We start from the raw sequence: 23,948 nt of genomic DNA on the forward strand, positions 1-23,948 counted from the left end.
CGCTCTGGAGCGGTCTGGCTTGGCATCCCCCGAATGACCCTCTCTGATCAGATATCGCGGCCCGGTTGGCTGGTTCGCGAACCGTACCCGTACCGTACTCACCGTCTGCTGCCGCATCGTAGAGGGTTTGCTGTGGCCCTCGCCCGGCGGGTGGCAGGCTCGCGGGCCGTCCGGCCGTCGGACACCGCGCCATGACTGCAGGTCACACAGCAGATGTCGGTCATACAGGGGAGACGACGAGCAATGGCATCACGCCGGGACGAGCTGAACGCCTACACCTTCGCCCGCAAGCGCACCGTGGGAGCCTTCCTGCTGCCCGGTGGTGGCGGCAGCGACGAGGACGCGCCGCGGCCGCTGAAGGCGGTGCTGCCCAGCGTCATCGTCGGGACGCTCATCGTCGGCGGCTTCGGCCTCTGGGGGGCGTTCAAGCCCAGCGCACCGGTGAACTGGGACAACACCAAGAACATCATCCAGGGCAAGACCTCCTACACCCGGTACGTGGTCCTGCTGGACCCGGACGGCCGGACCAAGCGGCTGCACCAGGTGCTGAACATGTCCTCGGCCCGGCTGGTGGTGCCGGCCGACGCCAAGGTGGTGGTGGTCGCGGACAAGGTGCTGGACGCCTACCCCAACCACGGCGCGACCATCGGCATCCCGTACGCGCCGGACAAGTTGCCGAGCAAGGCGGTGGCCGGTCAGGCGATGATGTGGTCGGTCTGCAACAAGCCCGGGTCGGACGAGAAGCACGAGACCGTCAACCAGGCGGTGTTCGTCGCCGGCGGCGCGGACGCCAAGGACCTGGCCGCGAAGGACAAGGTCCTCGACATCGACCAGGCGGTGCTGGTCCAGGAGGTCGACGACGCGCAGGTCAATGGCCAGCAGGGTGCTCCCACGACGCAGAGCAGGCTCGACCTCTACCTGGTCGACGCGCAGGGCCGCAAGCACGCCATCGGCGGCACCCAGGCCTCCGACCGGGAGAAGAACGCGCTGGTCACCGCGGTGTTCGGGGAGAGCGCCGTCCCGCAGCGGGTGAAGAAGGAGTGGCTGAACACGCTTCAGCGCGGTATCGCGATCAGCTTCCCGCAGGTTCCCGGGATGAACCCCGCGGTCAAGGGGGCGAACTCCAAGGTCGAGCTGCAGAACGCCGAGGACCGCAAGATCGGCCGGCTGGTCAAGTACGGCGAGAAGTACTACACGGTCGGCGCGGACCAGCTGTACCCGATCACCCAGTTCCAGAGCATGCTGATGCTGCGCAACCCCGACCTCCAGGGCCTCTACGGCCAGGACAAGGACCCGCACCCCCGGGTCGACGAGCTGACCCCGGCCGAGCAGTCCACCTTCGGCCAGGGGACGTTGACGGACAACAAGCTGAAGCTGCCGGAGGACTGGCCGGCCCGGGCGGGCGCCCCGGTGAACAACTGGACGGCGGCCAAGGACGCCAAGACCGTCCTGTGCAGCACCTTCGAGGGGGTGGAGGCGGACGGCAAGACGCCCCGGCGCAGCGTCTGGGTCAGCTCCTCGTACCCCGGCAACTACAGCGGCATCACCGCCTCGGCCCGGGTGACGCCCGGCCACGGCCTGTTCTACCGGGCGCTGGACAACGAGGCGGGCGGCTCCGGCAGCAGCTACCTGATCACCGAGACCGGACTGCGCTACGCGGTGCAGGCCAACGGCGACGGCGGCCGCAAGAAGGCGGCGACCCCGCAGCCCGGCCAGTCCACCCCGCCGGCCGCCGAACAGCCCGCCCAGCAGGGGCAGAAGGAGCCGGGCAACGCGCAGGCCAGGCTCGGCTACAACGAGCTCCAGCCCGCGCTGGTGCCCCGGGAGTGGTCCGACCTGGTGCCCAACGGCCCGGTGCTCAGCGAGGAAGCGGCAGTTCAGGAGCAGGACGCCTGACATCGGATCAGGTGGGGGGCCCGGCACCACTGTCATGGTCTGGTAACTGGCGGGCTCCCGGTGTTGGGTGACGCGCCGACGCCTACTAAAGTGCTTGGAGCACCGCACGGGTGGTGTCGGCGGGTGGGCCGTGTCAGGACATCTGCGGGAACATTGTCTGTCTCATGGGGGACGGTAGATCATGGCTGGTCAGTTCAGGACGACCGCTGAAGAGATGGTGGCTTTCGCCAAGCACATGGGCGAGGTCAGCGAGCAGGTGCAGGGCGAGCTGAAGAAGCTCGACGCGCTTGTGTCGTCGATCGCCTCGGGCTGGCAGGGCCAGGCCGCGACGGCCTACCAGAACCTTCAGAACCGCTTCAACGAGGACGCGAAGGGGCTGAACGAGGCGCTGCGCGCGATCCAGAACGCGATCGAGCTCACCACCAAGGCCTACGCCACGACCGAGGCCGCGCAGCAGTCCGCGCTCGGCAGCGTCGCAGGCCAGATCTGACCTGGTCGCTGAAGCGACCGCGTCACTCGTTCGCAGGTCCTCGTACGGACCGCAACCGATCTTCGACAGGGAGACAGCATGTCCGCGAGCCACATTCTCGTTAACTTCGCCACCATCTCGGGCGCCGGATCCGAGGTCCGCGCCACCGCGGCCCGCATCCAGTCCCAGCTCGACGAGCTGAAGGCCGGCGTCACCAAGATCGCCGCCTCCTGGGAGGGCGCTGCCCAGCAGGGCTACCAGGCCCACCAGAAGAAGTGGGACGACAAGGCCGCCGACCTGCAGCAGGTGCTGACCCAGATCGGCTCCTCGCTCGACCAGGCCGCCGAGAGCTACCAGAACACCGAGAAGAAGAACGAGCAGATCTGGCACTGACCAGACCCACCCCTCGCACGGGGTGAGCTCAACTTCGCTGTACGGGGCGGGTGTCCGAGAGGGCGCCCGCCCCTCGCGCGCGGGAGCCGCGCCGTCCGGCCCGGCCGGACCGCTCCCGGTCGGACCACGGGTGGACAGACTAGGGGTGGCAAGGTGTCGGTGGGTACGTACCGGAAGGCAGCCGCGTTGGCGGCTTCGCTCGTGGTGGCCGGCAGTCTCGCCGCGACCCCCGCGTACGCCGCGCCGGGCGATCCGGGCACGACCTGGTCACCGATCGGCATCGCCGCGGCCGGCGACTGCCCGAGCCCCGCGAAGGACGTCTCGGTCACCCCGTGGTCGCTGCAGCGGGTGCTGCTCGACCAGCTCTGGCAGGACGACAAGGTGACCGGCGCCGGGGTGATCGTCGCCGTCATCGACACCGGGGTGGACGACGTCAACCCGCAGTTGGCCGGCAAGGTCCTCAACGGCGGTTCGCCGCTCAGGGACAAGGACAAGAACCCCGTCCCCGGCGACGGCAAGACCGACCTGGTCGGTCACGGCACCAAGGTGGCCGGCATCATCGCCGCCGCCAAGCGGGACGCCACCGGCTTCGTCGGACTCGCCAAGGACGCCAGGATCCTGGCCATCCGGCAGAACGACAACGAGGGCAACGGCGACGTCGGCACCCTGGTCGACTCGATCCGGTCGGCCGTCGACCAGGGTGCCCGGGTCATCAACATCTCCCAGGACGTCCGCAGCAGCGACGACAGCGGCCGGTTCCCCGGCTACGACTCGCTGAAGGCCGCCGTCGACTACGCCGAGTCCAAGAAGGTCGTGGTGGTGGCCTCCTCCGGCAACGACGGCCGCGAGGGCCCGACCTACCCGGCGGCCTACCCGACGGTGCTGGCGGTCGGCGCCTCCGACCGCAACAACGAACGGGCCGCCTTCTCCCAGTACGGCGACTTCGTGGACGTGGCCGCGCCCGGCGTCGACATGCTCTCCACCGTGCCCAAGCAGGGCCAGTGCGTCGACAACGGCACCAGCTTCGCCGCCCCCTACGTGGCCGGTGTGGCCGCGCTGCTGGTCGGCGCGCACCCGGACTGGTCGCCGGCGCAGGTCCGCGCGCGGATCGAGCAGACCGCGCAGCGTACCGAGCACACCCCCAACCGGTTCATCGGCTGGGGCGTGGTCGACCCGGTGAAGGCGGTCACCAGCACCGCGCCGGCCGCCAGCGAGGCCGTGACGGACAAGCCCCGGCCGCTGTCCGACGGCGGCGTCGTGCCGATGCCCGTGGGCCTCGCCGAGACCCAGGCCGACCGCGACGCGCGGACCGCCACCTACGTGCTGGGCATCGGCGCCCTGCTGGTGGCGCTGCTCGGCGGCGGCGCGGTCGTGGTGCGCGACCACCGCCGGCGCGCCGGGGTCTGACCGGCCGCGATCGCGCCCGCCGCGACATCGTTCGGGTCCGGGTGTAACGTCCGCCGCCGCTCACCGCATCTATCCAGTAGTCGGGGGTACGAGCGGGCGGTATCGGGGGGAACACATGGGCCGGGCCACAGCCAGGGACGCGAAGGACGCCGAGTTCCTGGAACTCGTCTCCAGCCGGGCCGGGCACCTCTACCGCTCGGCCTGCCTGCTCACCAGCGGTGACACCCACCTGGCCGAGGACCTCGTCCAGGAGACCCTCGGCCGGATGTACGTGCTGTGGCGTCGTACCTCCTGGCGCTCCGGCCGGTCCGGCGGGATCGACAACCCGGGGGCGTACGCGCACACGGTGATGGTGCGCACCTTCCTCGCGCAGCAGCGCCGCCGCTCCAGTACCGAGCGGCCCACCGGTGACGTCCCCGAACCGGCGGGCCGCGAGGCCGACAGCACGCTGCGCCTCACCCTGCTCGACGCGCTGGGCCGGATGCCGGCCCGGGACCGGGCGGTGCTGGTGCTGCGCTACTGGGAGGACCGCAGCGTCGAGGAGACGGCCGAGGTGCTGCGCTCCAGCGCCGGCGCCGTCCGGACCCGTAGCAGCCGGGCGCTGGCCCGGTTGCGGATCCTGCTCGGCGACTCGCTCGCGGAGCTCGCCGACCGCTGACCCCCCCGCGGCCCGCCGGCCGCCCGCCCGACGAACCCGCCCCGCACCCTCTGCGACCACGAAACGGTGATCAAGCATGTCCGCAGACGACAAGTTCGAGGACGACCTACTCTTCGCCATCTCCCGTACGGGCGACGCCTTCCAGGCCGACCAGACCCCCCTGCTGGCGGGGGGCCTGCAGCGCGGCCGCCGCCGCTGGCGCCGGCGCTCGGCCGCCGCCGTCGCCGGCGGGGCGACCGCGCTGGCCCTGGTGGCCACCGGCGGCGTCTACCTGGCCGGCCTGGGCGGCCCGCAGGGCAACGCGGTCACGGTCGCCCCCGCGGGCGTGACCGGCGGCTCGACGCCCTCCGCGCCCACGGCGACGCCGTCGGCGGGCGCTCCGACCACGGCCGCGGTGAGCGGCGACGAGATGGCCGCCCTGCTCAAGGGGCTGCTGCCGCCCGGCACCTCGACGGTCGCGAGCAGCCGGGGCAGCGAGGGCAAGGAGAACGAGCCGCCCGCCGCGCCGGCCGTGTCCCTGGTGTTCGACGACGGTCACGGCAAGGCCGCGATCGGCCTCGTCGTCCAGCGGTACGCGCCGGGCGACGCCTCGCTCCTGGAGCAGGCGCAGTGCCCGGACCCGAAGTTCCGGGTCGCCGACTCCTCCTGCACCACCACGACCCTGGGGGACGGCTCCACGCTGACCGTCCTCCAGGGGTACGAGTACCCGGACCGCCGGGTCGACACCCGGGCCTGGTCGGCCACGCTGGCCGGCAAGGACGGCCGGCTGGTGCAGCTCCAGGAGTGGAACTCCCCCCAGGAGAAGGGCGCGCCGATCAGCCGCCCGGCGCCGCCGCTGAGCCCCGAGCAGCTGCGCGCCGTGGTCACCGACCGGTCCTGGGACCGGGTCGTGGCGGCCCTGACGGCGCCCAAGCCGCGCCAGTCGCAGGACACCGGGAAGGAGTACTCGGCGCAGGAGATCCTGGCGATCGCCGCCAAGCTGCTGCCGGCCGGGCTGACCGAGACCGAGACGGACGGCCAGCCGGGCTACGCCAACTTCGTGCTGAACGACGGCCGGGGCAAGAGCATGGTGGAGATCAACGTCCAGGACTGGAGCCCGAAGCCGGGCAAGGACAAGCAGGACGACGGGATGGCCTCGCACTTCGCCGCCGGCCGGACACTGCCGGACGGCACCAAGGTCGTCGTCCAGAAGTTCGCCGGGAACCCGGCCCGGTGGACGGTCGACGCGCTGCGTCCGGACGGCCTGCGGGTGGTGATCGGCGCCTACAACAGCGGCGGCCCCCGCCAGCCGGCCGTCCGCACCGCCCCGGTGCTGAACGACGCGCAGCTGGAGGCCGTCGTCACCAGCCCGCTGTGGCAGCTCCGGAAGTAGGACCGGGCGTGATGGTGCCCCGGACGTGACGGTGCCCCGGACTCGGCGGAGTCCGGGGCACCGACGCGTGGGTGCGCGGGTCAGGCGCGCTCGTCCTCGGGCAGGGTGATCACCCAGTGGGTGTCCTGGCGGGGGCGCAGGTAGAAGGCCCAGTAGAGGGTGGCCGCGGCGGTGATGCCGCCGGTCCAGAGCAGCGGCTGGGTGCCGAGCTGGGTCATGATGCCGAGCAGCACCACGATCAGCACCATCGGCGCGACCGGCCACAGCGGCATCCGCCAGGCGGAGGCGTGCCGGTGGGCGCCCCGGCGGGAGAACAGCGTGGCGACGGCGACCAGCAGGTACATCCCGGTGACGGCGACGCCGGTGATCTCGGTCAGCAGGTCGGCCTTGACGAAGCACAGGGCGGCGCCGGGCAGGCCGACGGCGAGGGTGGCGACCCACGGGGAGCCGAACCGGCCCAGGGTGGAGAAGGCCTTGTTGACCGGCTCGGGCCAGGCCTTGTCGCGGGCCGAGGCGAACAGCACGCGGGAGTTCTGGATGACCATCACGATGCCGGCGTTGATGATGGCCAGCGCCACGCAGAGGCTGATGAAGGTGCCGACCGCGGAGTTGCTCCAGGCGGTGACCATGCCGGAGATGTCACCCGCGCTGAGGGTCTGCAGGTCGGGGGCGCCCACGGTGATGGCGGCGACCGGGACGAGGATGACGGCCGTGGAGATGCCGAGGGTCCACAGGACGGTGCGCGAGACGTTGCGGCGCGGGTTCTCCAGCTCCTCGGAGAGGTACACGGCGGTGCTGAAGCCCTGGGTGATGAAGAGCGCGATGCCGATGGCGCCGACGACGGCGCCCATGCTCACGGTGGTGGCGACGCCGTTCTCGTCCGCCACCACGCCGTGGATCAGGCTGGGGGCGCCGCCGCCGGCGTGGCTGAAGCCGAGCACCGAGACGACGCCGGCCGCGATGACCTCCAGGACGAGGAAGACGCCGGTGATCCACGCGTTGGCGCGCAGGTCCAGCAGGCCGGCCAGGGTGGCGGCGAGCATCACGGCGGCGCCGGCGACCGGTCCGCTGACGTGGACGATCGGTGCCAGGTAGTCGGCGGTGCCGAGGGCGATGACCGAGGGGACGATCATCACCACGATCAGCGACAGGACGAAGACCAGCCAGCCGGCCAGCCGACCGGCCAGCGTGCCGACCATCGCGTACTCGCCGCCGGCGCTGGGGATCAGGGTGCCGAGCTCGGAGTAGCAGAACGCGACGGCGATACAGAGGATCGAGCCGATCGCGATGGCGAGGGCGGTGGCGCTGCCGATGCTGGAGAAGAGGTCCGGGACGATGACGAAGAGCGTCGAGGCCGGGGTCACACACGAGAGCGTGAGCAGGGTGCCGCCCACGACACCGATCGAGCGCTTGAGCTTCTGGGGGTGGGCGCCGGTGCCGTCGGTCGCCGGGTCGGCGGCTACGGCGAGTGGCGGGCGAAGCGTGTCGGTCATGGGGCTTCCGATCGGCTCTGTGCTGTCCTGGGGGAGGGGAGCGGTATCGCCTCCGCTGGCTGGTGCTCGTGGGTGTTGGTCCTGTCGCTCCCGAGGCGCAATGGAACCTTGTACGTATTGATTGCGTCAACGGCCGATCAGCTTCGGAATCCGTTGTCATAAGCCGTCCGGACACCTGATCACAAGATCACTCACGGTAATTGTCAACTTTGTCCGACTTGTTGGTTTCATCGAATCGAAGATGAATCCAAGGTGAACCGCAGATTGCCTTCCTTGAATCCAAGGTAGGTGTGCGGCCTGGCGCTGGACACCCAGGTGCCCCTTCGGGGTCCGGCGGCGCCCGCGGGAGGTGCGGGAACCGCAGCCCCGGCCGGGAAAGATCTCCATAACGTTTCGGACCGTGGACAGCGGCAGGGCCGGGCCCCCTGAGGAGCCCGGCCCTGCCGGTCACAGCGGGTCACCGCGAAGGGTGCCCGTACCGCTCGGTCACACCGTCGGCAGCCAGCCCGTCTGGACCATCTGCCCGCTGGCGATCCGGCGCGACACGAACATGCCGCGGCCCGGCGGGAGCTGCTGCGGCTTCACGGTGCCGAGCAGCGCGCCCTCGTCCTTGTTGCCGGAGAGGATGATGCCCTGGCCGCCCAGCTCCTTCATCCGCTGCATGACCGGCTCGTACATCGAGCGGCTGGCGCCGCCCGCGCTGCGCGCGATGATCACGCGCAGGCCGATGTCGCGGGCGAACGGCAGGAACTCGGCGAGCGGCGCCATCGGGTTGCCCGACTGCGTCGCCACCAGCTCGTAGTCGTCCACGATCACGAACATGTCCTTGCCGCTGTACCAGCTGCGGTTGCGCAGCTGCTCGGCGGTCACGTCCGGGCCGGGCAGGCGGCGCGAGCAGGCGCCGCGCAGCATCTCCACGATGTTGGTCATCGCGGGAGCCGCCGCCGCGTACTCCACCAGGTACTCCGGCGGCACCGTGCCGAGCAGCGCGCGGCGGAAGTCGCCGACCACGATGCCGGCCTGGTCCGGGGTGTACCGCTCGGTGATCTGCTTGATCAGCATGCGCAGCAGCGCCGACTTGCCCGACTCGGTGTCGCCGAACACGATGAACAGCGGGTCGGTCTCGAAGTTGACGAAGGCCGGGGCCAGCTCCAGCTCGTCGACGCCGAAGGCGACGCCGCGCTCCGGGTGCTCGAAGCCCTTGGGCAGCGCGTGGCCGTCCAGCACCGTCGGCAGCATCCGGACCTGCGGCGCGCGCGGGCCCGTCCAGGCGGAGGCGACGGCCTGCACCAGGCCGGACACGCCGTCCAGCAGGTCCGCCGCGGAGGAGGAGCCGTCCAGGCGCGGCAGGCCGGCCAGGAAGTGCAGCTTGCCCGCCGTGATACCGCGGCCGGGCTGCCCGGCGGGGACGTTCTGGGCGACCTTGCGGTCCACCTCGGACTCCATCGCGTCACCGAGGCGCAGCTCGGTGCGGTTCTGCAGCAGGTCCTTCAGGGCCGGGCGGACCTCGGCGTAGCGGGCGGCGGTGATCACCAGGTGGACGCCGTAGCCGAGACCGCGCTGGGCGATGTCGCCGATGACCGGCTCCAGCAGCTCGAACTCCTGCTTGAAGGTGAGCCAGCCGTCGATCACCAGGAACACGTCGCCGAACTGCTCGTCCGGCAGCTGCCCGGCCGCCCGCCGGGTGCGGTAGGTGCCGATCGAGTCGATGCCGGTCGCGCGGAACAGCTCCTCGCGGCGGTTCAGGACCCCGTGCACCTCGCTGACCATCCGGCGGACCTTCTCGGCGTCCAGACGGCCGGCGACCCCGCCGACGTGCGGCAGGTCCTGCAGCCCCTGGAAGCCGCCGCCGCCGAAGTCGAGCAGGTAGAACTGCGTCTCGACCGGCGTGTGGGTGACGGCGAAACCGGCCACCATGGTGCGGACCATGGTGGACTTGCCGGACAGCGGACCGCCGACGATCAGACCGTGGCCGGCCGCGCCCGAGTAGTCCTGGTAGAGGACGTCGCGGCGCTGGTCGCGCGGCTTGTCGACGATGCCGACCGGCACCACCAGGCGGCCCAGTGCGCCGAACTCCGGTGAGGTCAGGCCGCGTTCGGGTGTCGCCGTGAGCGGCGGCACCAGCTGGTCGACGCTGGGGGACTCGTCCAGCGGCGGCAGCCACACCTGGTGGGCGGCCGGGCCCTGCCCCTGCATGCGCTGCACGAACACGTCGAGCACGGTGTCGACCAGGGCGTCGTCGATCTCCTCGACCTCGGGCTCGATCTCCTGCACGACCGGCTCGATCACCGGCACCTCGGCGGCCGTGAACAGCACCGGCTGCGCGCTGACCACCCGGCCGCTGACCCGCTGCTGCCCGGGGGCGCGGTACGGACCGGAGACGTACGCGGCCTTGAAGCGGTCCATCACGTCGGTGCCGAACTTCAGGTAGCCGACACCGGGCACCGGCGGCAGGTGGTACGCGTCGGGGACACCGATCGCGGCCCGCGACTCGGCGGCGGAGAAGGTCCGCAGGCCGATCCGGTAGGAGAGGTAGGTGTCCAGACCGCGGAGCTTGCCCTCCTCCAGACGCTGCGAGGCGAGCAGCAGGTGCACACCCAGGGATCGCCCGATCCGGCCGATCTGGATGAACATCTCGATGAAGTCCGGCTTGGCGGTGAGGAGTTCGGAGAACTCGTCGATGATCAGGACGAGCGAGGGCAGCGGGTCGAGCGCGGCGCCGGCGGCCCGTGCCCGCTCGTACTCGTTGAGGTTCGCGTAGTTGCCCGCCGAGCGCAGCAGCTCCTGGCGGCGGTTCATCTCGCCCTCGATCGCGTCCCGCATGCGGTCGACGAGGGTGAGCTCGCCCTCCAGGTTGGTGATCACGGCCGAGGTGTGCGGCATGTCCGCCATGCCGGCGAAGGTCGCACCGCCCTTGAAGTCGGCGAGGACGAAGTTGAGGATCTCCGAGGAGTGCGTCATCGCCAGCGCCAGCACCAGGGTGCGCAGCAGCTCGGACTTGCCGGAGCCGGTCGCGCCGACGCACAGGCCGTGCGGGCCCATGCCCTCCAGCGCGGCCTCCTTGATGTCCAGGTGGACCAGCTCGCCGTTGGCGCCGACGCCGATCGGCACCCGCAGCCGCTCGTGGCTGGGGCGCGGACGCCAGGTGCGCGAGACGTCGAAGGACCCCGGGTCGCCGGAGCCCATCAGGTCGGTGAAGTCCAGGTTGGACAGCAGCGGTTCGTCGTCCCCGCCGGCCGAGATCCGGTAGGGCGCCAGCTGGCGGGCCAGCGCCTCGGACTGCCAGGAGGAGAGGGTGTCCGGCAGGCCGGTGTACGAGGCGCCGGAGGCGGACTGCAGCAGCAGCTCGTCGGGCGTCACGGTGACGACCAGGTGCCCGGTGGGCTCGTCCAGGTCACCGGGGACGACCTCGATGATGGTGACGCCGTGCACGCCCTCGGCGCTGGCCAGGATCGAGTCGTGCGGCACGGCCGCGCCGTCCATGATCACGATGATGTGCGGCTGGTCCGGGCTCGGGACGGCGTCCCGGGTGAACCGCTGGCGGCCGGACAGCTCGTTCTCCAGCAGCAGTTCCAGCTCGCCCAGGCCGCCGGCGATCAGGCGGCGCGAGCCGGCCCCGTCGTTCTCCTTGCGGTGCTGGGTGTGCGGCAGCCACTTGGTCCACTCCCACTCGTCCACCGCACCCGGGGCGGCGGCGACCGCCACCATCAGGTCCTCCGGCGAGTGCAGCGTCGTCAACTGGGCGATCATCGCCCGGACGTTGCCGTAGACGGTGTCCGGGTCCCCGCACACCGTGATGTGGTAGAACGCCCGCAGCGAGACGGCCAGCGGCAGGTCCTGCAGCGTCCCGTGGGACTTCAGGAAGGTGTGCATCGCGGCGGCCGCGAGCGGCTCCAGCTCCTCCATCGGAGCGGTCTGCGGCGCCACCAGCGGCGTCGACAGCTGCTGGGGCCCCCGACCCAGCCGGATCTGCGCGAAGTCCGGGTCGCTCGGCCGGCGTTCCCACAGCCGGCGGCCCTCGGCCACGATCGACCACAGCTGGTCGGGCTCAGGGTGCAGGAACAGCTGCGCGCCGCGCTGGCGGTCGGCCGTGCGGCGGACCTGGCGGCGCATCTGCTGCAGGTACTTCAGGTAGTCCCTGCGCTCGTCCGCGGTACCGGAGTTGCCGCCCTTGCGGGACCGGATGATCTGCGCCACCGCCATGCCGACGGTCGAGGCGATCATCAGCCCGCCCATGATCTTCATCGGGCCCTGCGCGCCGGGCGAGAAGAAGAAGGCCGCCGAACCGCCCATGCCGAGCAGCGGCAGCATGTTCATCATCCAGTCCTCGCCGCCCAGTCTGGGCAGCTCGGGCGGAGTAACCAGCTCCACCGGCGCGTCCGGCACAGCGGGCGGATACGCCCTCGCCGGACGCTTGACGGTCACAACGCTCACAACAGCATCAGCCCTCACGCAAATGGATACGTACGGGTGAGGACGCCCCGTGTGATGACGCCGCCCCCGCTCCGCCGACCGCAGGCGTCACGGAGGAGCGCTTACCCACCCCCGTCGCCTTGCGCAGGGGCCGATCCTACTGGGCAGCGTCGGAGCTTCCGTCAGGGGGCTTCCGCTGCCCGGCGGGCCCGCGCGGACCCGCCGGCCGTCAGGGCCCGCCGGGCGCCCGGCCGGTGGCCCCGCACCGTGCGGCCCGGGCCGGCGGGCACCGCGAGCGGGTGCCCCGGGCAGCGGCGGGGGCCCCAGGGACCGTCCGCCGGCGGGACGGTAGGGTAACGCCGCGCCAACTCTCGGCCCGATCGTGTCAGTTCCGCCCGGGCCGGGCCGGCGCACAACGGGAAGCTGACGCCGGCCCCACGGGCGGCCGTCAACGAGGCACAGTCAACGAGGGGGAGCGCTGGTGAGCGCCAACGCAACGACCGGGTTCTGCCGGGTCACCGTTGTGGCACCGGACAGCCGGATCGACGTCGCACTGCCGGAGGACGTCCCGCTCGCGGACGTCTACCCCGAGGTGCTGAGGCTGTCCGGGCAGACCCAGCCGGACGGCGCCCCGACCGGATTCCACCTGGTCCGTCGCGACGGCACGGTGCTGGACAGCGGCCTGCCGCTGGCCGCCCAGCAGGTCCGCGACGGGGACCTGCTGAGCCTGCGCCCGTTCGGGGAGTCGCTGCCGCCGGCCGTCTACGACGACGTCGCCGACGCGATCGCCACCGCCGTCGAGGCCGACCGCCGGTTCTGGAGCCCCGAGCTGATGCGGGCCTTCGGCCTGATCGGCGCCGGCGTGCTGCTCACGCTGCTCGGCTTCGCCCTCTGGTTCTCCGACCTGCGGCACGACATGCACGGACTGGCCGGGATCCTCTCGGGCGTCACCGCCGTGGTGCTCACCGCCTTCGCGGCCGTCCGGGCCCGGGTCTACCAGGACCACGACGCCGCCCTCGCGCTCGGCCTCGGCGCCCTGCCGCACGCGCTGATCGGCGGCAGCGGCATCATCGCCGTCGCCACCCTCGGGGACGGTCCCGGCCGGCTGCAGTTCCTCACCGGCTGCGTGGCCGTCCTGGTGGTGTCCGTCCTGCTGGTCGGCCTGCTGCCGGAGAAGGACTCGGTCTTCGTCGCCTCCGCCTTCCTCGCCGTCGCCGGCACCCTCGCGACCTTCGCCGCGGTGCTCCTGCCGGACACCGCGGCCAGCCACATCGCGGCCGTCACCGGGGTCGCGGCCGTCGCCGTGATCGGCTTCCTGCCCTCCCTGTCCGCGCGCTTCGCCCGGCTGCCCGTCGGCTTCAGCGCGCCCGGCCAGGCCCGCACCCGCAGCCGTGACTACGACGAGGAGAGCACCCGCGCCGAGACCGTCCAGTACGAGCGGATCGCGCAGCAGGCCCGCCGCGGCCACGAGGTGCTGGTCGGGCTGGTCGGCGGCTGCGCCGCGGTCATCGTCGGCGCCTGCACGGTGCTGGGGTTCACGGACGCGCTGTTCCCGCAGCTGCTCGCGCTGACCATCGGCATCTCGACGATGCTGCGCGCCCGGCTGTTCCGCTACACCGCGCAGGTCTTCAGCCTCACCATCGCGGGCCTGCTGGGCCTGTCGCTGCTGATCGTGGGCCTGTCCCTGCACACCCCGCTGTTCCTGCTGAAGGTGCACCCGGGCAGCACCTCGGCGGACCTGCGCACCATCTGGCTGGGCGCCTCGATCGCGTTCGGCGCGGCCGTGCTGACCGCGATCGCGCTGGTCGTCCCGAGGCTCGGGGTCTCGCCGTTCTGGGGTCGTATCCTCGACCTGGTCGACAGCCTGACCCTGATGGCGCTGGTGCCGCTGGCGCTGGCCGTGCTCGACATCTACGACCTGGTGCGGGGCGCCACCGGCTGACCGCCGACGCCCCGCGGGCCCCGACCGGTGCCCGCCACCGACCCGCTTCCGGGGTCGGTGGCGGGCACTGGTACGCTTGGCCATTGAGCGCAGCCGTGCGCCCGTGGCCGTCGGCCCGGTGAACCACGGCGGCGCCCGATGTACGACACCGAGTCCTTTCAAGATCCTGTGCCGTAGACCAGGATCGCTCGGATCACCTTGAAGGAGTTGCTGTGGCTCTCGACGCCGCTGTCAAGAAGCAGATCTTCGCCGAGTTCGGCCAGAAGGAGGGCGACACCGGCTCCCCCGAGGTCCAGGTCGCCATGCTCTCGCGCCGGATCTCGGACCTGACCGAGCACCTCAAGCTGCACAAGCACGACCACCACTCGCGTCGTGGCCTGCTGATCCTCGTCGGTCAGCGCCGTCGCCTGCTGCAGTACCTGGCCAAGAAGGACATCGAGCGTTTCCGTACGCTCGTCGACCGCCTGGGCATCCGTCGCGGTGCCGCCGGCGGCGCCCGCTAAGACCGCCGCTCGGGGCGGCTCCCCACACCGGGGAGCCGCCCTTCGCGCGTATGCCGCCCACGAGGGGCGGCGCATAACAACTCGCGTCCACCTCCCCGGGTGGCCGAGGATTGCACCGTAGGGTTATGGGCATGCCGGGTGATGGCGCAAACGGAGCGCCGCCCGGGCACCAGCCCGAACCCCTCGCGGGACGAAGGCTTCAAACGGAAGCCGCCCGCATCCAGGAGAGCGTCCAGCCGCGACCGCCGACCAGGCCTGGCAGCCGAGAAGGCGCCGGTCCTCGGTAGTGGCCGCCGGAAGCCCCGCAGACCGAGCGGGGTGCCCCGGAGGCTTCGATCGAAGACCGGCCCGACTGCCAACCTCTTCCGAGAAGAGGACTCAGGGCCACCGGCAGGCAAGCGCAGGGACGCTCTCCGGGAGACGTACGAAAGAGGAGATCTTCCAGGTGGAAGAGAACGTGTTCTACGCCGAGGCCGTCATCGACAACGGTTCCTTCGGCACCCGTACCATCCGCTTCGAGACCGGCCGTCTGGCCCGTCAGGCCGCCGGCTCCGCCGTGGCCTACCTCGACGACGACACCATGGTGCTGTCGGCCACCAGCGCGTCCAAGCAGCCGAAGGAGCACTTCGACTTCTTCCCGCTGACGGTGGACGTCGAGGAGCGGATGTACGCCGCGGGCCGGATCCCCGGCTCGTTCTTCCGTCGTGAGGGCCGGCCGTCCGAGGACGCCATCCTCACCTGCCGGCTCATCGACCGCCCGCTGCGCCCGTCCTTCGTCAAGGGCCTGCGCAACGAGATCCAGGTCGTCGTCACCGTGATGGCGCTCAACCCGGACCACCTGTACGACGTGGTGGCCATCAACGCCGCCTCGGCGTCCACCCAGCTCGCGGGCCTGCCGTTCTCCGGCCCGATCGGCGGCGTCCGCGTCGCGCTGATCAAGGGCCAGTGGGTGGCCTTCCCGACCCACAGCGAGCTCGAGGACGCCGTCTTCGACATGGTCGTGGCCGGCCGCACGCTGCCGGACGGCGACGTCGCGATCATGATGGTCGAGGCCGAGGCCACCGACAAGACGATCAAGCTCGTCGAGGGCGGCGCCGACGCGCCGACCGAGGACGTGGTCGCCGCCGGTCTGGACGCCGCGAAGCCGTTCATCAAGGTCCTGTGCGCCGCGCAGTCCCAGCTGGCCGCCCAGGCCGCCAAGCCCACCGGCGAGTTCCCGGTCTTCCTGGACTACCAGGACGACGTGTTCGCCGCCCTGACCAACGCGGTCAAGGACGAGCTGGCCCAGGCGCTCACCATCCCGGGCAAGCAGGAGCGCAACAACGAGCTGGACCGCGTCAAGGCGATCGCCGCCGAGAAGCTCCTGCCGGAGTTCGAGGGTCGCGAGAAGGAGATCAGCGCCGCGTACAACGCGCTGACCAAGAAGGTCGTGCGCGAGCGCGTCATCAAGGACAAGGTCCGCATCGACGGCCGCGGCGTGACGGACATCCGTACGCTGGCCGCCGAGGTCGAGGCCATCCCGCGCGTGCACGGCTCGGCCCTGTTCGAGCGTGGCGAGACCCAGATCCTGGGCGTCACCACCCTCAACATGCTCCGCATGGAGCAGCAGCTCGACACGCTCTCCCCGGAGACGCGTCGCCGCTACATGCACAACTACAACTTCCCGCCGTACTCGGTCGGCGAGACCGGCCGCGTGGGCTCGCCCAAGCGCCGCGAGATCGGCCACGGCGCGCTGGCGGAGCGGGCGATCATCCCCGTGCTGCCGACCCGCGAGGAGTTCCCCTACGCGATCCGCCAGGTCTCCGAGGCGCTGAGCTCCAACGGCTCCACCTCGATGGGCTCGGTCTGCGCCTCCACCATGTCGCTGCTGAACGCCGGTGTGCCGCTGAAGGCCGCCGTCGCCGGTATCGCCATGGGCCTCATCTCGCAGGAGATCGACGGTGAGACGCACTACGTCGCGCTGACCGACATCCTGGGCGCCGAGGACGCGTACGGCGACATGGACTTCAAGGTCGCCGGTACCCGCAACTTCATCACCGCCCTCCAGCTCGACACCAAGCTGAACGGCATCCCGGCCTCCGTCCTCGCGGCTGCGCTCAAGCAGGCCAAGGACGCGCGTCTGCACATCCTCGACGTGATGAACGAGGCCATCGACGCGCCCGACGAGATGTCGCCGAACGCGCCGCGCATCATCACCATCAAGATCCCGGTGGACAAGATCGGTGAGGTCATCGGCCCCAAGGGCAAGATGATCAACCAGATCCAGGAGGACACCGGCGCGGACATCACCATCGAGGACGACGGCACCATCTACATCGGTGCCGTCGACGGTCCCTCGGCGGAGGCTGCCCGTACGACGATCAACCAGATCGCCAACCCGACCATGCCGGAGGTCGGCGAGCGCTACCTGGGCACCGTGGTGAAGACCACGACGTTCGGCGCGTTCGTCTCGCTCATGCCGGGCAAGGACGGCCTGCTGCACATCTCGCAGATCCGCAAGCTCGCCGGTGGCAAGCGCGTGGAGAACGTCGAGGACGTGCTGGCCGTCGGCGCCAAGGTCCAGGTCGAGATCGCCGAGATCGACCCGCGCGGCAAGCTCTCGCTGATCCCGGTCGTCGAGGGCGAAGAGGGCGGCGAGGCCGGCGCCTCGGCGGCCGAGTGACGGTCCGCTCCTAGCTCCACCGCGGCCCGCACACTCCGGACTCGGAGCGTGCGGGCCGCACCCTGTTGTCATTGCTTGAGAGGAACATTCGTGGCCCAGGCCTCGGCGGCGAAGCAGCGCCCCGGCACCACCCGCACCCTGCTCAAGGGCATCGACGGAGCCGGCACGGTACGCCGTACCGTCCTCCCCGGCGGCCTGCGGGTCGTCACCGAGACCCTGCCGACGGTGCGCTCCGCGACCTTCGGCATCTGGGTCGGCGTCGGCTCCCGGGACGAGACCCCGGTGCTGAACGGCGCCACGCACTACCTGGAGCACCTGCTCTTCAAGGGCACCGAGCGGCGCAGCGCGCTGGAGATCTCGGCCGCCCTGGACGAGGTCGGCGGCGAGATGAACGCCTTCACCGCCAAGGAGAACACCTGCTACTACGCGCGGGTGCTCGACACCGACCTCCCGCTCGCCATAGACGTCGTCTGCGACATGCTCACCGGCTCGCTGATCCGCCCGGAGGACGTCGAGGCCGAACGCGGCGTCATCCTGGAGGAGATGGCGATGGCCGAGGACGACCCGGGTGACGTCGTCCACGACCTCTTCGCCAAGGTCATCTACGGCACCGGGCCGCTCGGCCGGCCGATCCTCGGCACCCAGGAGACGGTGCGCGGCCTCTCCCGCGACCAGATCGCCGGCTTCTTCCAGCGCCGCTACCGCCCCGAGAACCTGGTCGTCGCGGCCGCCGGCAACCTGGACCACCGCAAGGTCGTCAAGCAGGTCGAGCAGGCCTTCGCCGCCGTCCTGGCCAAGTCCGAGGCCGTCCCCAGCGAGGCCCGCCGCGGCACCAAGGTGCTGCGCACGGCCGGCCGGGTCGAGGTGCTCAACCGCCCGACCGAGCAGGCCCACCTCGTCCTCGGCGTGCCCGGCGTGCCCCGGCACGACGAGCGCCGCTGGGCACTGGGCGTGCTCAACGCCGTCCTCGGCGGCGGCATGAGCTCGCGCCTGTTCCAGGAGGTCCGGGAGAAGCGCGGCCTGGCGTACTCCGTGTACTCGTACAGCTCCTCCTACGCCGACAGCGGCCTCTTCGGCATCTACGCCGGCTGCCAGCCCAAGCGGGTCGAGCAGGTGCTGGAGATCTGCCGGGTGGAGCTCGCCAAGGTGGTCGAGGAGGGCATCACCGAGGACGAGCTGCGCCGTGCCATCGGCCAGATCTCCGGCTCCACCGTGCTCGGCATGGAGGACACCGGCTCGCTGATGAACCGGATCGGCAAGGCCGAGCTCAGCTACGGCCACCACCTGTCGGTGGACGACATGCTGGCGAAGATCGCTGCGGTCACCCTGGACGACGTCCAGGCGGTCGCCAGGGACGTCCTGGGCGCGCACCGGCCGTCACTGGCGCTGATCGGGCCGATCACCGCCAAGCGCGCCGACAAGCTCACCGAACTGCTCGCCTGAACCCGTCCGCTCGTACCGGGCGCGGTGCCCGGCTCGCTCGTTTGCTCGTTGCCCGTCGGAAAGGACGAACTCATGACGCTGCGCGTCGCCGTCATCGGCGCAGGCGGCCGGATCGGCTCGGAGGCCGTGCGGGCCGTCGAGGCGGCCCCCGACCTCGAACTGGTCGCCGCCCTCGGACGTGACTCCGACCTGGGGGAGCTCACCTCCTCCGGGGCCCAGGTCGCCGTCGAACTGACCCACCCCGACTCGGTGATGCGCAACCTGGAGTTCTGCACCGCCAACGGCATCCACTCCGTGGTCGGCACCACCGGCTGGACCCCGGAGCGGATCGAGCTGTTGGAGGGCTGGCTGGCGGCCTCCCCGGGCACCGGCACGCTGATCGCGCCGAACTTCTCCATCGGCGCCGTCCTCACCATGCAGTTCGCCCAGCAGGCGGCCAGGTACTTCGAGTCCGTCGAGGTCGTCGAGCTGCACCACAACCGGAAGGCCGACGCGCCCTCCGGGACGGCCACCCGCACGGCCCAGCTGATCGCCGCCGCCCGGGACGCCGCCGGCCTGCCCCGCCAGTCGGACCCGACCACGCACGGCCTGCCCGGTGCGCGCGGCGCCGACGTGGACGGGGTGCCGGTGCACGCCGTCCGGCTGCGCGGCCTGCTGGCGCACCAGGAGGTGCTGTTCGGCGACACCGGCGAGACCCTGACGATCCGTCACGACTCGCTGCACCACAGCTGCTTCATGCCCGGCATCCTGCTCGGCGTGCGCCGGGTGGTGGAGACCCCGGGGCTGACCTTCGGCCTCGAACACTTCCTGGACCTGTGAGCACCCCATGACCTCCCGCACCGGTTTCTTCGCCCTGTCCGCCGTCCTGCTGCTGGTCGCCGTCCTCTGCGTCGGCGAGGGCGTCCAGCTGATCGCCACCGGCAAGCCGCTCGGCATCGGCCTGGGCGTCTGCGCCTTCGTGATCCCGGCGATCGGCGTGTGGTTCCTGCGCCAGACCGTCCGCTTCGGCCGGGCCAGCGAGCGGATGGCCCGGGAGCTGGAGGCCGAGGGCGGCCTGCCGGTGGACGAGCTGCGCCGCACCCCCGGCGGGCGGATCGACCGTGCCTCGGCGGACGAGGTGTTCGCCCGCCGCCAGGAGGAGGCCGAGAGCGCGCCGGGGGACTGGCGGGTGTGGTTCCGCCTGGCCGTCGCCTACGCGGACGCGGGGGACACCCCACGGGCCCGCAGGACCATGCAGCACGCCATCCGCCTGCATGCCGCGTCCGTGCCCGCGCCGGTCGCGGGCTAGGCTGTCGGCCGTCACACCGCCCTACCTCTGGAGGAGATCCCCGCGTGAGCGACGAAGTGGGTACCGACCCGCAGTTCCGCAGCGACGTCACGGTGGAGCTGGTCCGCAGCGCCGCCGCCGACTCGGACGTCATCTGGGCGGCCCGGGTGTCGACCGCGGGCGAGCAGTCCCTGGAGGAGGTCCGCAAGGACCCGGCGAAGTCCAAGGGCCTGATCAACTTCCTGATGCGGGACCGGCACGGCACGCCCTTCGAGCACAACTCGATGACCTTCTTCATCAGCGCGCCGATCTTCGTCTTCCGCGAGTTCCAGAGGCACCGCAGCGGATGGTCGTACAACGAGGAGTCCGGCCGCTACCGCGAGCTGCAGCCGGTCTTCTACGTGCCGGGCGAGGAGCGCAAGCTCGTCCAGCAGGGCCGCCCGGGCAAGTACGAGTTCGTCGACGGCACCGAGAAGCAGCACGCCGTGGTGACCGAGCAGATGGCCGCCTCCTACCAGGCCTCGTACCGGGCCTACCAGGAGATGCTGCAGGCCGGTGTCGCCCGCGAGGTGGCCCGGGCCGTGCTGCCGGTCGGGCTGTTCTCCTCGATGTACGCGACCTGCAACGCCCGCTCGCTGATGCACTTCCTCTCGCTGCGGACCAAGGACGAGCGGGCCACCGTGCCGTCGTTCCCGCAGCGCGAGATCGAGATGGTCGCGGAGCAGATGGAGGCGGAGTGGGCCGCGCTCATGCCGCTCACCCATGCGGCCTTCAACGAGCACGGCCGAGTCGCCCCCTGACCTGGGACGATAGGCATATGGACGGTTTGACGAGCATGTCTGGATTGCGGCTTTTCTAGCCGCTCCATAGGCTCGTGGCACGGATTCCGGTGCTGCTTGAACCCCCGAGCACGCAGCACCGGAATCCCATGTCCGCCGGGCTGCGAGGCCCGCCGGCGGCCGTCCCCCCGGCTTCTCACCTGTCCGAACCCTGGACCGGCATGGGTACCCCCCTGCCGCCTACGAGTAGTTTTGGACGTATGGCTCCGACCTCCACCCCCCAGACACCCTTCGGCCGGGTCCTGACCGCGATGGTGACCCCGTTCACCGCCGACGGCGGTCTCGACCTCGACGGCGCGCAGCGCCTCGCCGCGCACCTCGTCGACTCCGGCAACGACGGCCTCGTCGTCAACGGCACCACCGGCGAGTCGCCGACCACCAGTGACAGTGACAAGGCCCAGCTGGTCCGCGCCGTGGTGGAGGCGGTAGGAGACCGGGCCCACGTGGTGGCCGGTGTCGGCACCAACGACACCCGCCACAGCGCCGAGCTGGCCCGCCAGGCGGAGGCCGCCGGCGCGCACGGCCTGCTGGTCGTCACGCCGTACTACAGCAAGCCCCCGCAGGAGGGGCTCTACCGGCACACGGTGCAGATCGCGGACGCCACCGGCCTGCCGGTCATGCTGTACGACATCCCCGGCCGCAGCGGCGTCGCGCTCGGCCAGGAGACGCTGGTCCGCCTCGGCGAGCACCCGCGGATCGTCGCCAACAAGGACGCCAAGGGCGACCTGGGCGCGGCCTCCTGGGCGATCGCGCGGTCCGGCCTGGCCTGGTACTCCGGCGACGACATCCTGACCCTGCCGCTGCTCTCGGTCGGCGCGGTCGGCGTCGTCAGTGTGGTCGGTCACGTGGTCGCCCCCGAGCTGCGGACCATGGTCGACGCCTTCGCGGCGGGGGACACCGCCAAGGCCACCGCCATCCACCAGAGCCTGCTGCCGGTCTTCAGCGGGATGTTCCGCACCCAGGGCGTGATCCTCACCAAGGCGGCGCTGGAGCTCCAGGGACTGCCCGCGGGCCCGCTGCGGCTTCCGCTGATCGCGGCGACTCCCGAGGAGATTGCGCAATTGAGGGAGGATCTCGCCGCCGGCGGGGTACACCTGTAGCAGACGCAGACGTGCGCGCCCCGGCTCGCCGAGTCCCCGTGGACTTCGCCGCTGAACCGGATGACGGCGCGAGAGCACCAAGGCCTAGTAGGAAACCGACACTGAGTCCGCACGCCATATGTCTCCAGGGGGAGGACCCCGGGCATATGGCGTGCGGTGTAAGGAGAGTCTTTTGAGCCACCCGCACCCTGAACTCGGCGCGCCCCCCGCTCTGAAGGAGGGCGCCCTGCGCGTCACTCCGCTCGGCGGCCTCGGCGAGATCGGCCGCAACATGACGGTCCTCGAATTCGGCGGCCGTCTTCTCATCATCGACTGCGGCGTTCTCTTCCCCGAGGACGAGCAGCCCGGCGTGGACCTGATCCTGCCGGACTTCAGCTCCATCCGGGACCGCCTCGACAAGATCGACGGCATCATCCTGACCCACGGGCACGAGGACCACATCGGCGCCGTCCCGTACCTCCTGCGGGAGAACCCGGACATCCCGCTGATCGGCTCCAAGCTGACCCTCGCCCTGATCGAGGCCAAGCTCGCCGAGCACCGGATCCGTCCGTACGTGCTGGAGGTCAAGGAGGGCGAGCGCGAGCGCATCGGCCCCTTCGACTGCGAGTTCATCGCCGTCAACCACTCCATCCCGGACGCCCTGGCCGTCGCCGTCCGCACCCCCGCGGGCATGGTCGTCGCCACCGGTGACTTCAAGATGGACCAGCTCCCGCTGGACGGCCGCCTCACCGACCTGCCGGCCTTCGCCAAGCTGGCGGAGGAGGGCATGGACCTGCTGCTGGTGGACTCCACCAACGCCGAGGTCCCCGGCTTCATCCCGCACGAGCGGGACATCTCGGCCGCGCTGCGCAACGTCTTCGCGAGCGCCGAGAAGCGCATCATCGTGGCGTCCTTCGCGAGCCACGTGCACCGCATCCAGCAGGTCCTGGACGCCGCGCACGAGTACAAGCGCAAGGTGGCCTTCGTGGGCCGCTCGATGGTCCGCAACATGGGCATCGCCCGCGACCTCGGCTACCTCAAGGTGCCGGGGAACCTGATCGTCGACGTGAAGACGCTGGACGACCTCCCGGACAAGGACGTCGTCCTGGTCTGCACCGGCTCCCAGGGCGAGCCGATGGCCGCGCTGTCCCGGATGGCCAACCGCGACCACCAGATCCGGATCGTCGAGGGCGACACCGTGATCATGGCCTCCTCGCTCATCCCGGGCAACGAGACCGCGATCTACCGCGTCATCAACGGCCTGACCCGCTGGGGCGCGAACGTCGTCCACAAGGGCAACGCCAAGGTGCACGTCTCCGGCCACGCCTCGGCCGGCGAGCTGCTGTACTTCTTCAACATCTGCAAGCCGAAGAACCTGATGCCGGTCCACGGCGAATGGCGCCACCTGCGGGCCTGCGCGGACCTGGGCATCAAGACCGGTGTTCCGAAGGAGCGCACGGTCATCGCCGAGGACGGCGTGGTCGTCGACCTGGAGAACGGCGTCGCGAAGATCGTCGGCAAGGTGCAGGCCGGGTACGTCTACGTTGACGGCTCCTCCGTCGGCGACATCACCGAGGCCTCGCTCAAGGACCGCCGCATCCTCGGCGAGGAGGGCTTCATCTCGGTCTTCGTCGTGGTGGACTCCAGCAGCGGCAAGATCGTGAGCGGCCCGACCATCCAGGCCCGCGGCTCCGGCATCGACGACAACGCCTTCGTGCCGGTCGTCGCCAAGCTGCAGGAGGCGCTGTCGCGCTCCGCCAGTGACGGCGTGCTGGAGGTGCGCCAGATCCAGCAGCTGGTGCGACGCGTCATCGGCAAGTGGGTCGCGGACAACTACCGCCGCCGGCCGATGATCATCCCGGTCGTGGTCGAGGTCTGACCGCCAGACCCGGTTTGACCTGGGGCAGCCCGGAGCGTAGTGTTCTCCGGGTTGCCCCAGTGGCGACACGCTTCCCCTCGGATTGAATTCGGATTCAGGTTCGGATTCGCAAGGGAAAAGCAGCCCGAGAAACTCTGATAGAGTTCGGGAGCGCCGAAAGGCCCCAGGGAATTGGATGAACGAAACTCCGGTAAACGGAGCGGAGAACGTCTGATAAGCTGGAAACACGAAAG

At 70.9% G+C, this 23,948-nt stretch carries 17 protein-coding genes; 15 read left to right on the forward strand and 2 right to left on the reverse strand.

Features of this window, described 5'->3' with window-relative positions; all coding sequences use genetic code 11:
• Nucleotides 1-243: 243 nt before the first annotated feature.
• The 6 genes from ACFTWP_RS33395 (at nucleotide 244) to ACFTWP_RS33420 (ending at nucleotide 6,195) form a co-directional block, all read left to right on the forward strand.
• Nucleotides 244-1,896: a type VII secretion protein EccB gene (locus ACFTWP_RS33395; protein WP_380268731.1), complete on the forward strand. Its 1,653-nt coding sequence runs from the start codon at nucleotides 244-246 to the stop codon at nucleotides 1,894-1,896.
• A gap of 181 nt (nucleotides 1,897-2,077) precedes the next feature.
• Nucleotides 2,078-2,386, forward strand: coding sequence for a WXG100 family type VII secretion target (locus ACFTWP_RS33400; protein WP_380268732.1), 309 nt, complete (start codon nucleotides 2,078-2,080; stop codon nucleotides 2,384-2,386).
• A gap of 78 nt (nucleotides 2,387-2,464) precedes the next feature.
• Complete coding sequence (locus ACFTWP_RS33405; protein ID WP_380268733.1) at nucleotides 2,465-2,758, forward strand: WXG100 family type VII secretion target; 294 nt, start codon at nucleotides 2,465-2,467, stop codon at nucleotides 2,756-2,758.
• Nucleotides 2,759-2,944: 186 nt separating this feature from the next.
• Entirely contained in the window at nucleotides 2,945-4,165 is a 1,221-nt protein-coding gene (gene mycP / locus ACFTWP_RS33410; RefSeq protein ID WP_380268734.1) for a type VII secretion-associated serine protease mycosin, read from the forward strand.
• 115 nt (nucleotides 4,166-4,280) lie between these two features.
• Nucleotides 4,281-4,823 carry a SigE family RNA polymerase sigma factor gene (locus tag ACFTWP_RS33415; RefSeq protein WP_380268735.1) on the forward strand — a complete coding sequence of 181 codons (543 nt, stop codon included), beginning with the start codon at nucleotides 4,281-4,283 and terminating at the stop codon, nucleotides 4,821-4,823.
• Between the two features lie 76 nt (nucleotides 4,824-4,899).
• Nucleotides 4,900-6,195, forward strand: a complete 1,296-nt coding sequence (locus ACFTWP_RS33420; protein ID WP_380268736.1) for a hypothetical protein — start codon at nucleotides 4,900-4,902, stop codon at nucleotides 6,193-6,195.
• Between the two features lie 80 nt (nucleotides 6,196-6,275).
• On the opposite strand, the gene ACFTWP_RS33425 is transcribed toward ACFTWP_RS33420, so the two are convergent.
• Together ACFTWP_RS33425 and eccCa are read right to left on the reverse strand one after the other, a co-directional pair.
• Nucleotides 6,276-7,688: an APC family permease gene (locus ACFTWP_RS33425; protein ID WP_380268737.1), complete on the reverse strand. Its 1,413-nt coding sequence runs from the start codon at nucleotides 7,686-7,688 to the stop codon at nucleotides 6,276-6,278.
• A 486-nt stretch (nucleotides 7,689-8,174) separates the two neighbouring features.
• A complete protein-coding gene (gene eccCa / locus ACFTWP_RS33430; RefSeq protein ID WP_380268738.1) occupies nucleotides 8,175-12,122 on the reverse strand; it encodes a type VII secretion protein EccCa in 3,948 nt (1,315 codons plus the stop codon).
• Nucleotides 12,123-12,582: 460 nt separating this feature from the next.
• Here eccCa and eccD point away from each other — a divergent pair, with 460 nt between their 5' ends.
• From eccD to ACFTWP_RS33475, 9 genes are all read left to right on the forward strand, one after another.
• Nucleotides 12,583-14,043, forward strand: coding sequence for a type VII secretion integral membrane protein EccD (gene eccD, locus ACFTWP_RS33435; protein WP_380268739.1), 1,461 nt, complete (start codon nucleotides 12,583-12,585; stop codon nucleotides 14,041-14,043).
• A gap of 212 nt (nucleotides 14,044-14,255) precedes the next feature.
• Nucleotides 14,256-14,546, forward strand: coding sequence for a 30S ribosomal protein S15 (gene rpsO, locus ACFTWP_RS33440; RefSeq protein WP_073926540.1), 291 nt, complete (start codon nucleotides 14,256-14,258; stop codon nucleotides 14,544-14,546).
• Between the two features lie 445 nt (nucleotides 14,547-14,991).
• Nucleotides 14,992-17,208 carry a polyribonucleotide nucleotidyltransferase gene (locus ACFTWP_RS33445; RefSeq protein ID WP_380268740.1) on the forward strand — a complete coding sequence of 739 codons (2,217 nt, stop codon included), beginning with the start codon at nucleotides 14,992-14,994 and terminating at the stop codon, nucleotides 17,206-17,208.
• 90 nt (nucleotides 17,209-17,298) lie between these two features.
• A complete protein-coding gene (locus ACFTWP_RS33450; protein ID WP_380268741.1) occupies nucleotides 17,299-18,651 on the forward strand; it encodes a M16 family metallopeptidase in 1,353 nt (450 codons plus the stop codon).
• A gap of 72 nt (nucleotides 18,652-18,723) precedes the next feature.
• Entirely contained in the window at nucleotides 18,724-19,470 is a 747-nt protein-coding gene (gene dapB, locus ACFTWP_RS33455; protein ID WP_380268742.1) for a 4-hydroxy-tetrahydrodipicolinate reductase, read from the forward strand.
• A 7-nt stretch (nucleotides 19,471-19,477) separates the two neighbouring features.
• A complete protein-coding gene (locus ACFTWP_RS33460; RefSeq protein ID WP_380268743.1) occupies nucleotides 19,478-19,939 on the forward strand; it encodes a hypothetical protein in 462 nt (153 codons plus the stop codon).
• Nucleotides 19,940-19,983: 44 nt separating this feature from the next.
• The gene (thyX, locus tag ACFTWP_RS33465) at nucleotides 19,984-20,718 is read left to right on the forward strand and encodes an FAD-dependent thymidylate synthase (RefSeq protein ID WP_380268744.1); all 735 of its coding nucleotides are present in this window, start codon (nucleotides 19,984-19,986) and stop codon (nucleotides 20,716-20,718) included.
• Nucleotides 20,719-20,957: 239 nt separating this feature from the next.
• Nucleotides 20,958-21,857, forward strand: coding sequence for a 4-hydroxy-tetrahydrodipicolinate synthase (dapA, locus tag ACFTWP_RS33470; protein ID WP_380268746.1), 900 nt, complete (start codon nucleotides 20,958-20,960; stop codon nucleotides 21,855-21,857).
• A 172-nt stretch (nucleotides 21,858-22,029) separates the two neighbouring features.
• The gene (locus ACFTWP_RS33475) at nucleotides 22,030-23,715 is read left to right on the forward strand and encodes a ribonuclease J (protein WP_380268748.1); all 1,686 of its coding nucleotides are present in this window, start codon (nucleotides 22,030-22,032) and stop codon (nucleotides 23,713-23,715) included.
• Nucleotides 23,716-23,948: the final 233 nt, after the last annotated feature.

It is taken from the genome of Kitasatospora sp. NPDC057015 (genome assembly GCF_042673745.1).
Taxonomy (GTDB): Bacteria; Actinomycetota; Actinomycetes; order Streptomycetales; family Streptomycetaceae; genus Kitasatospora.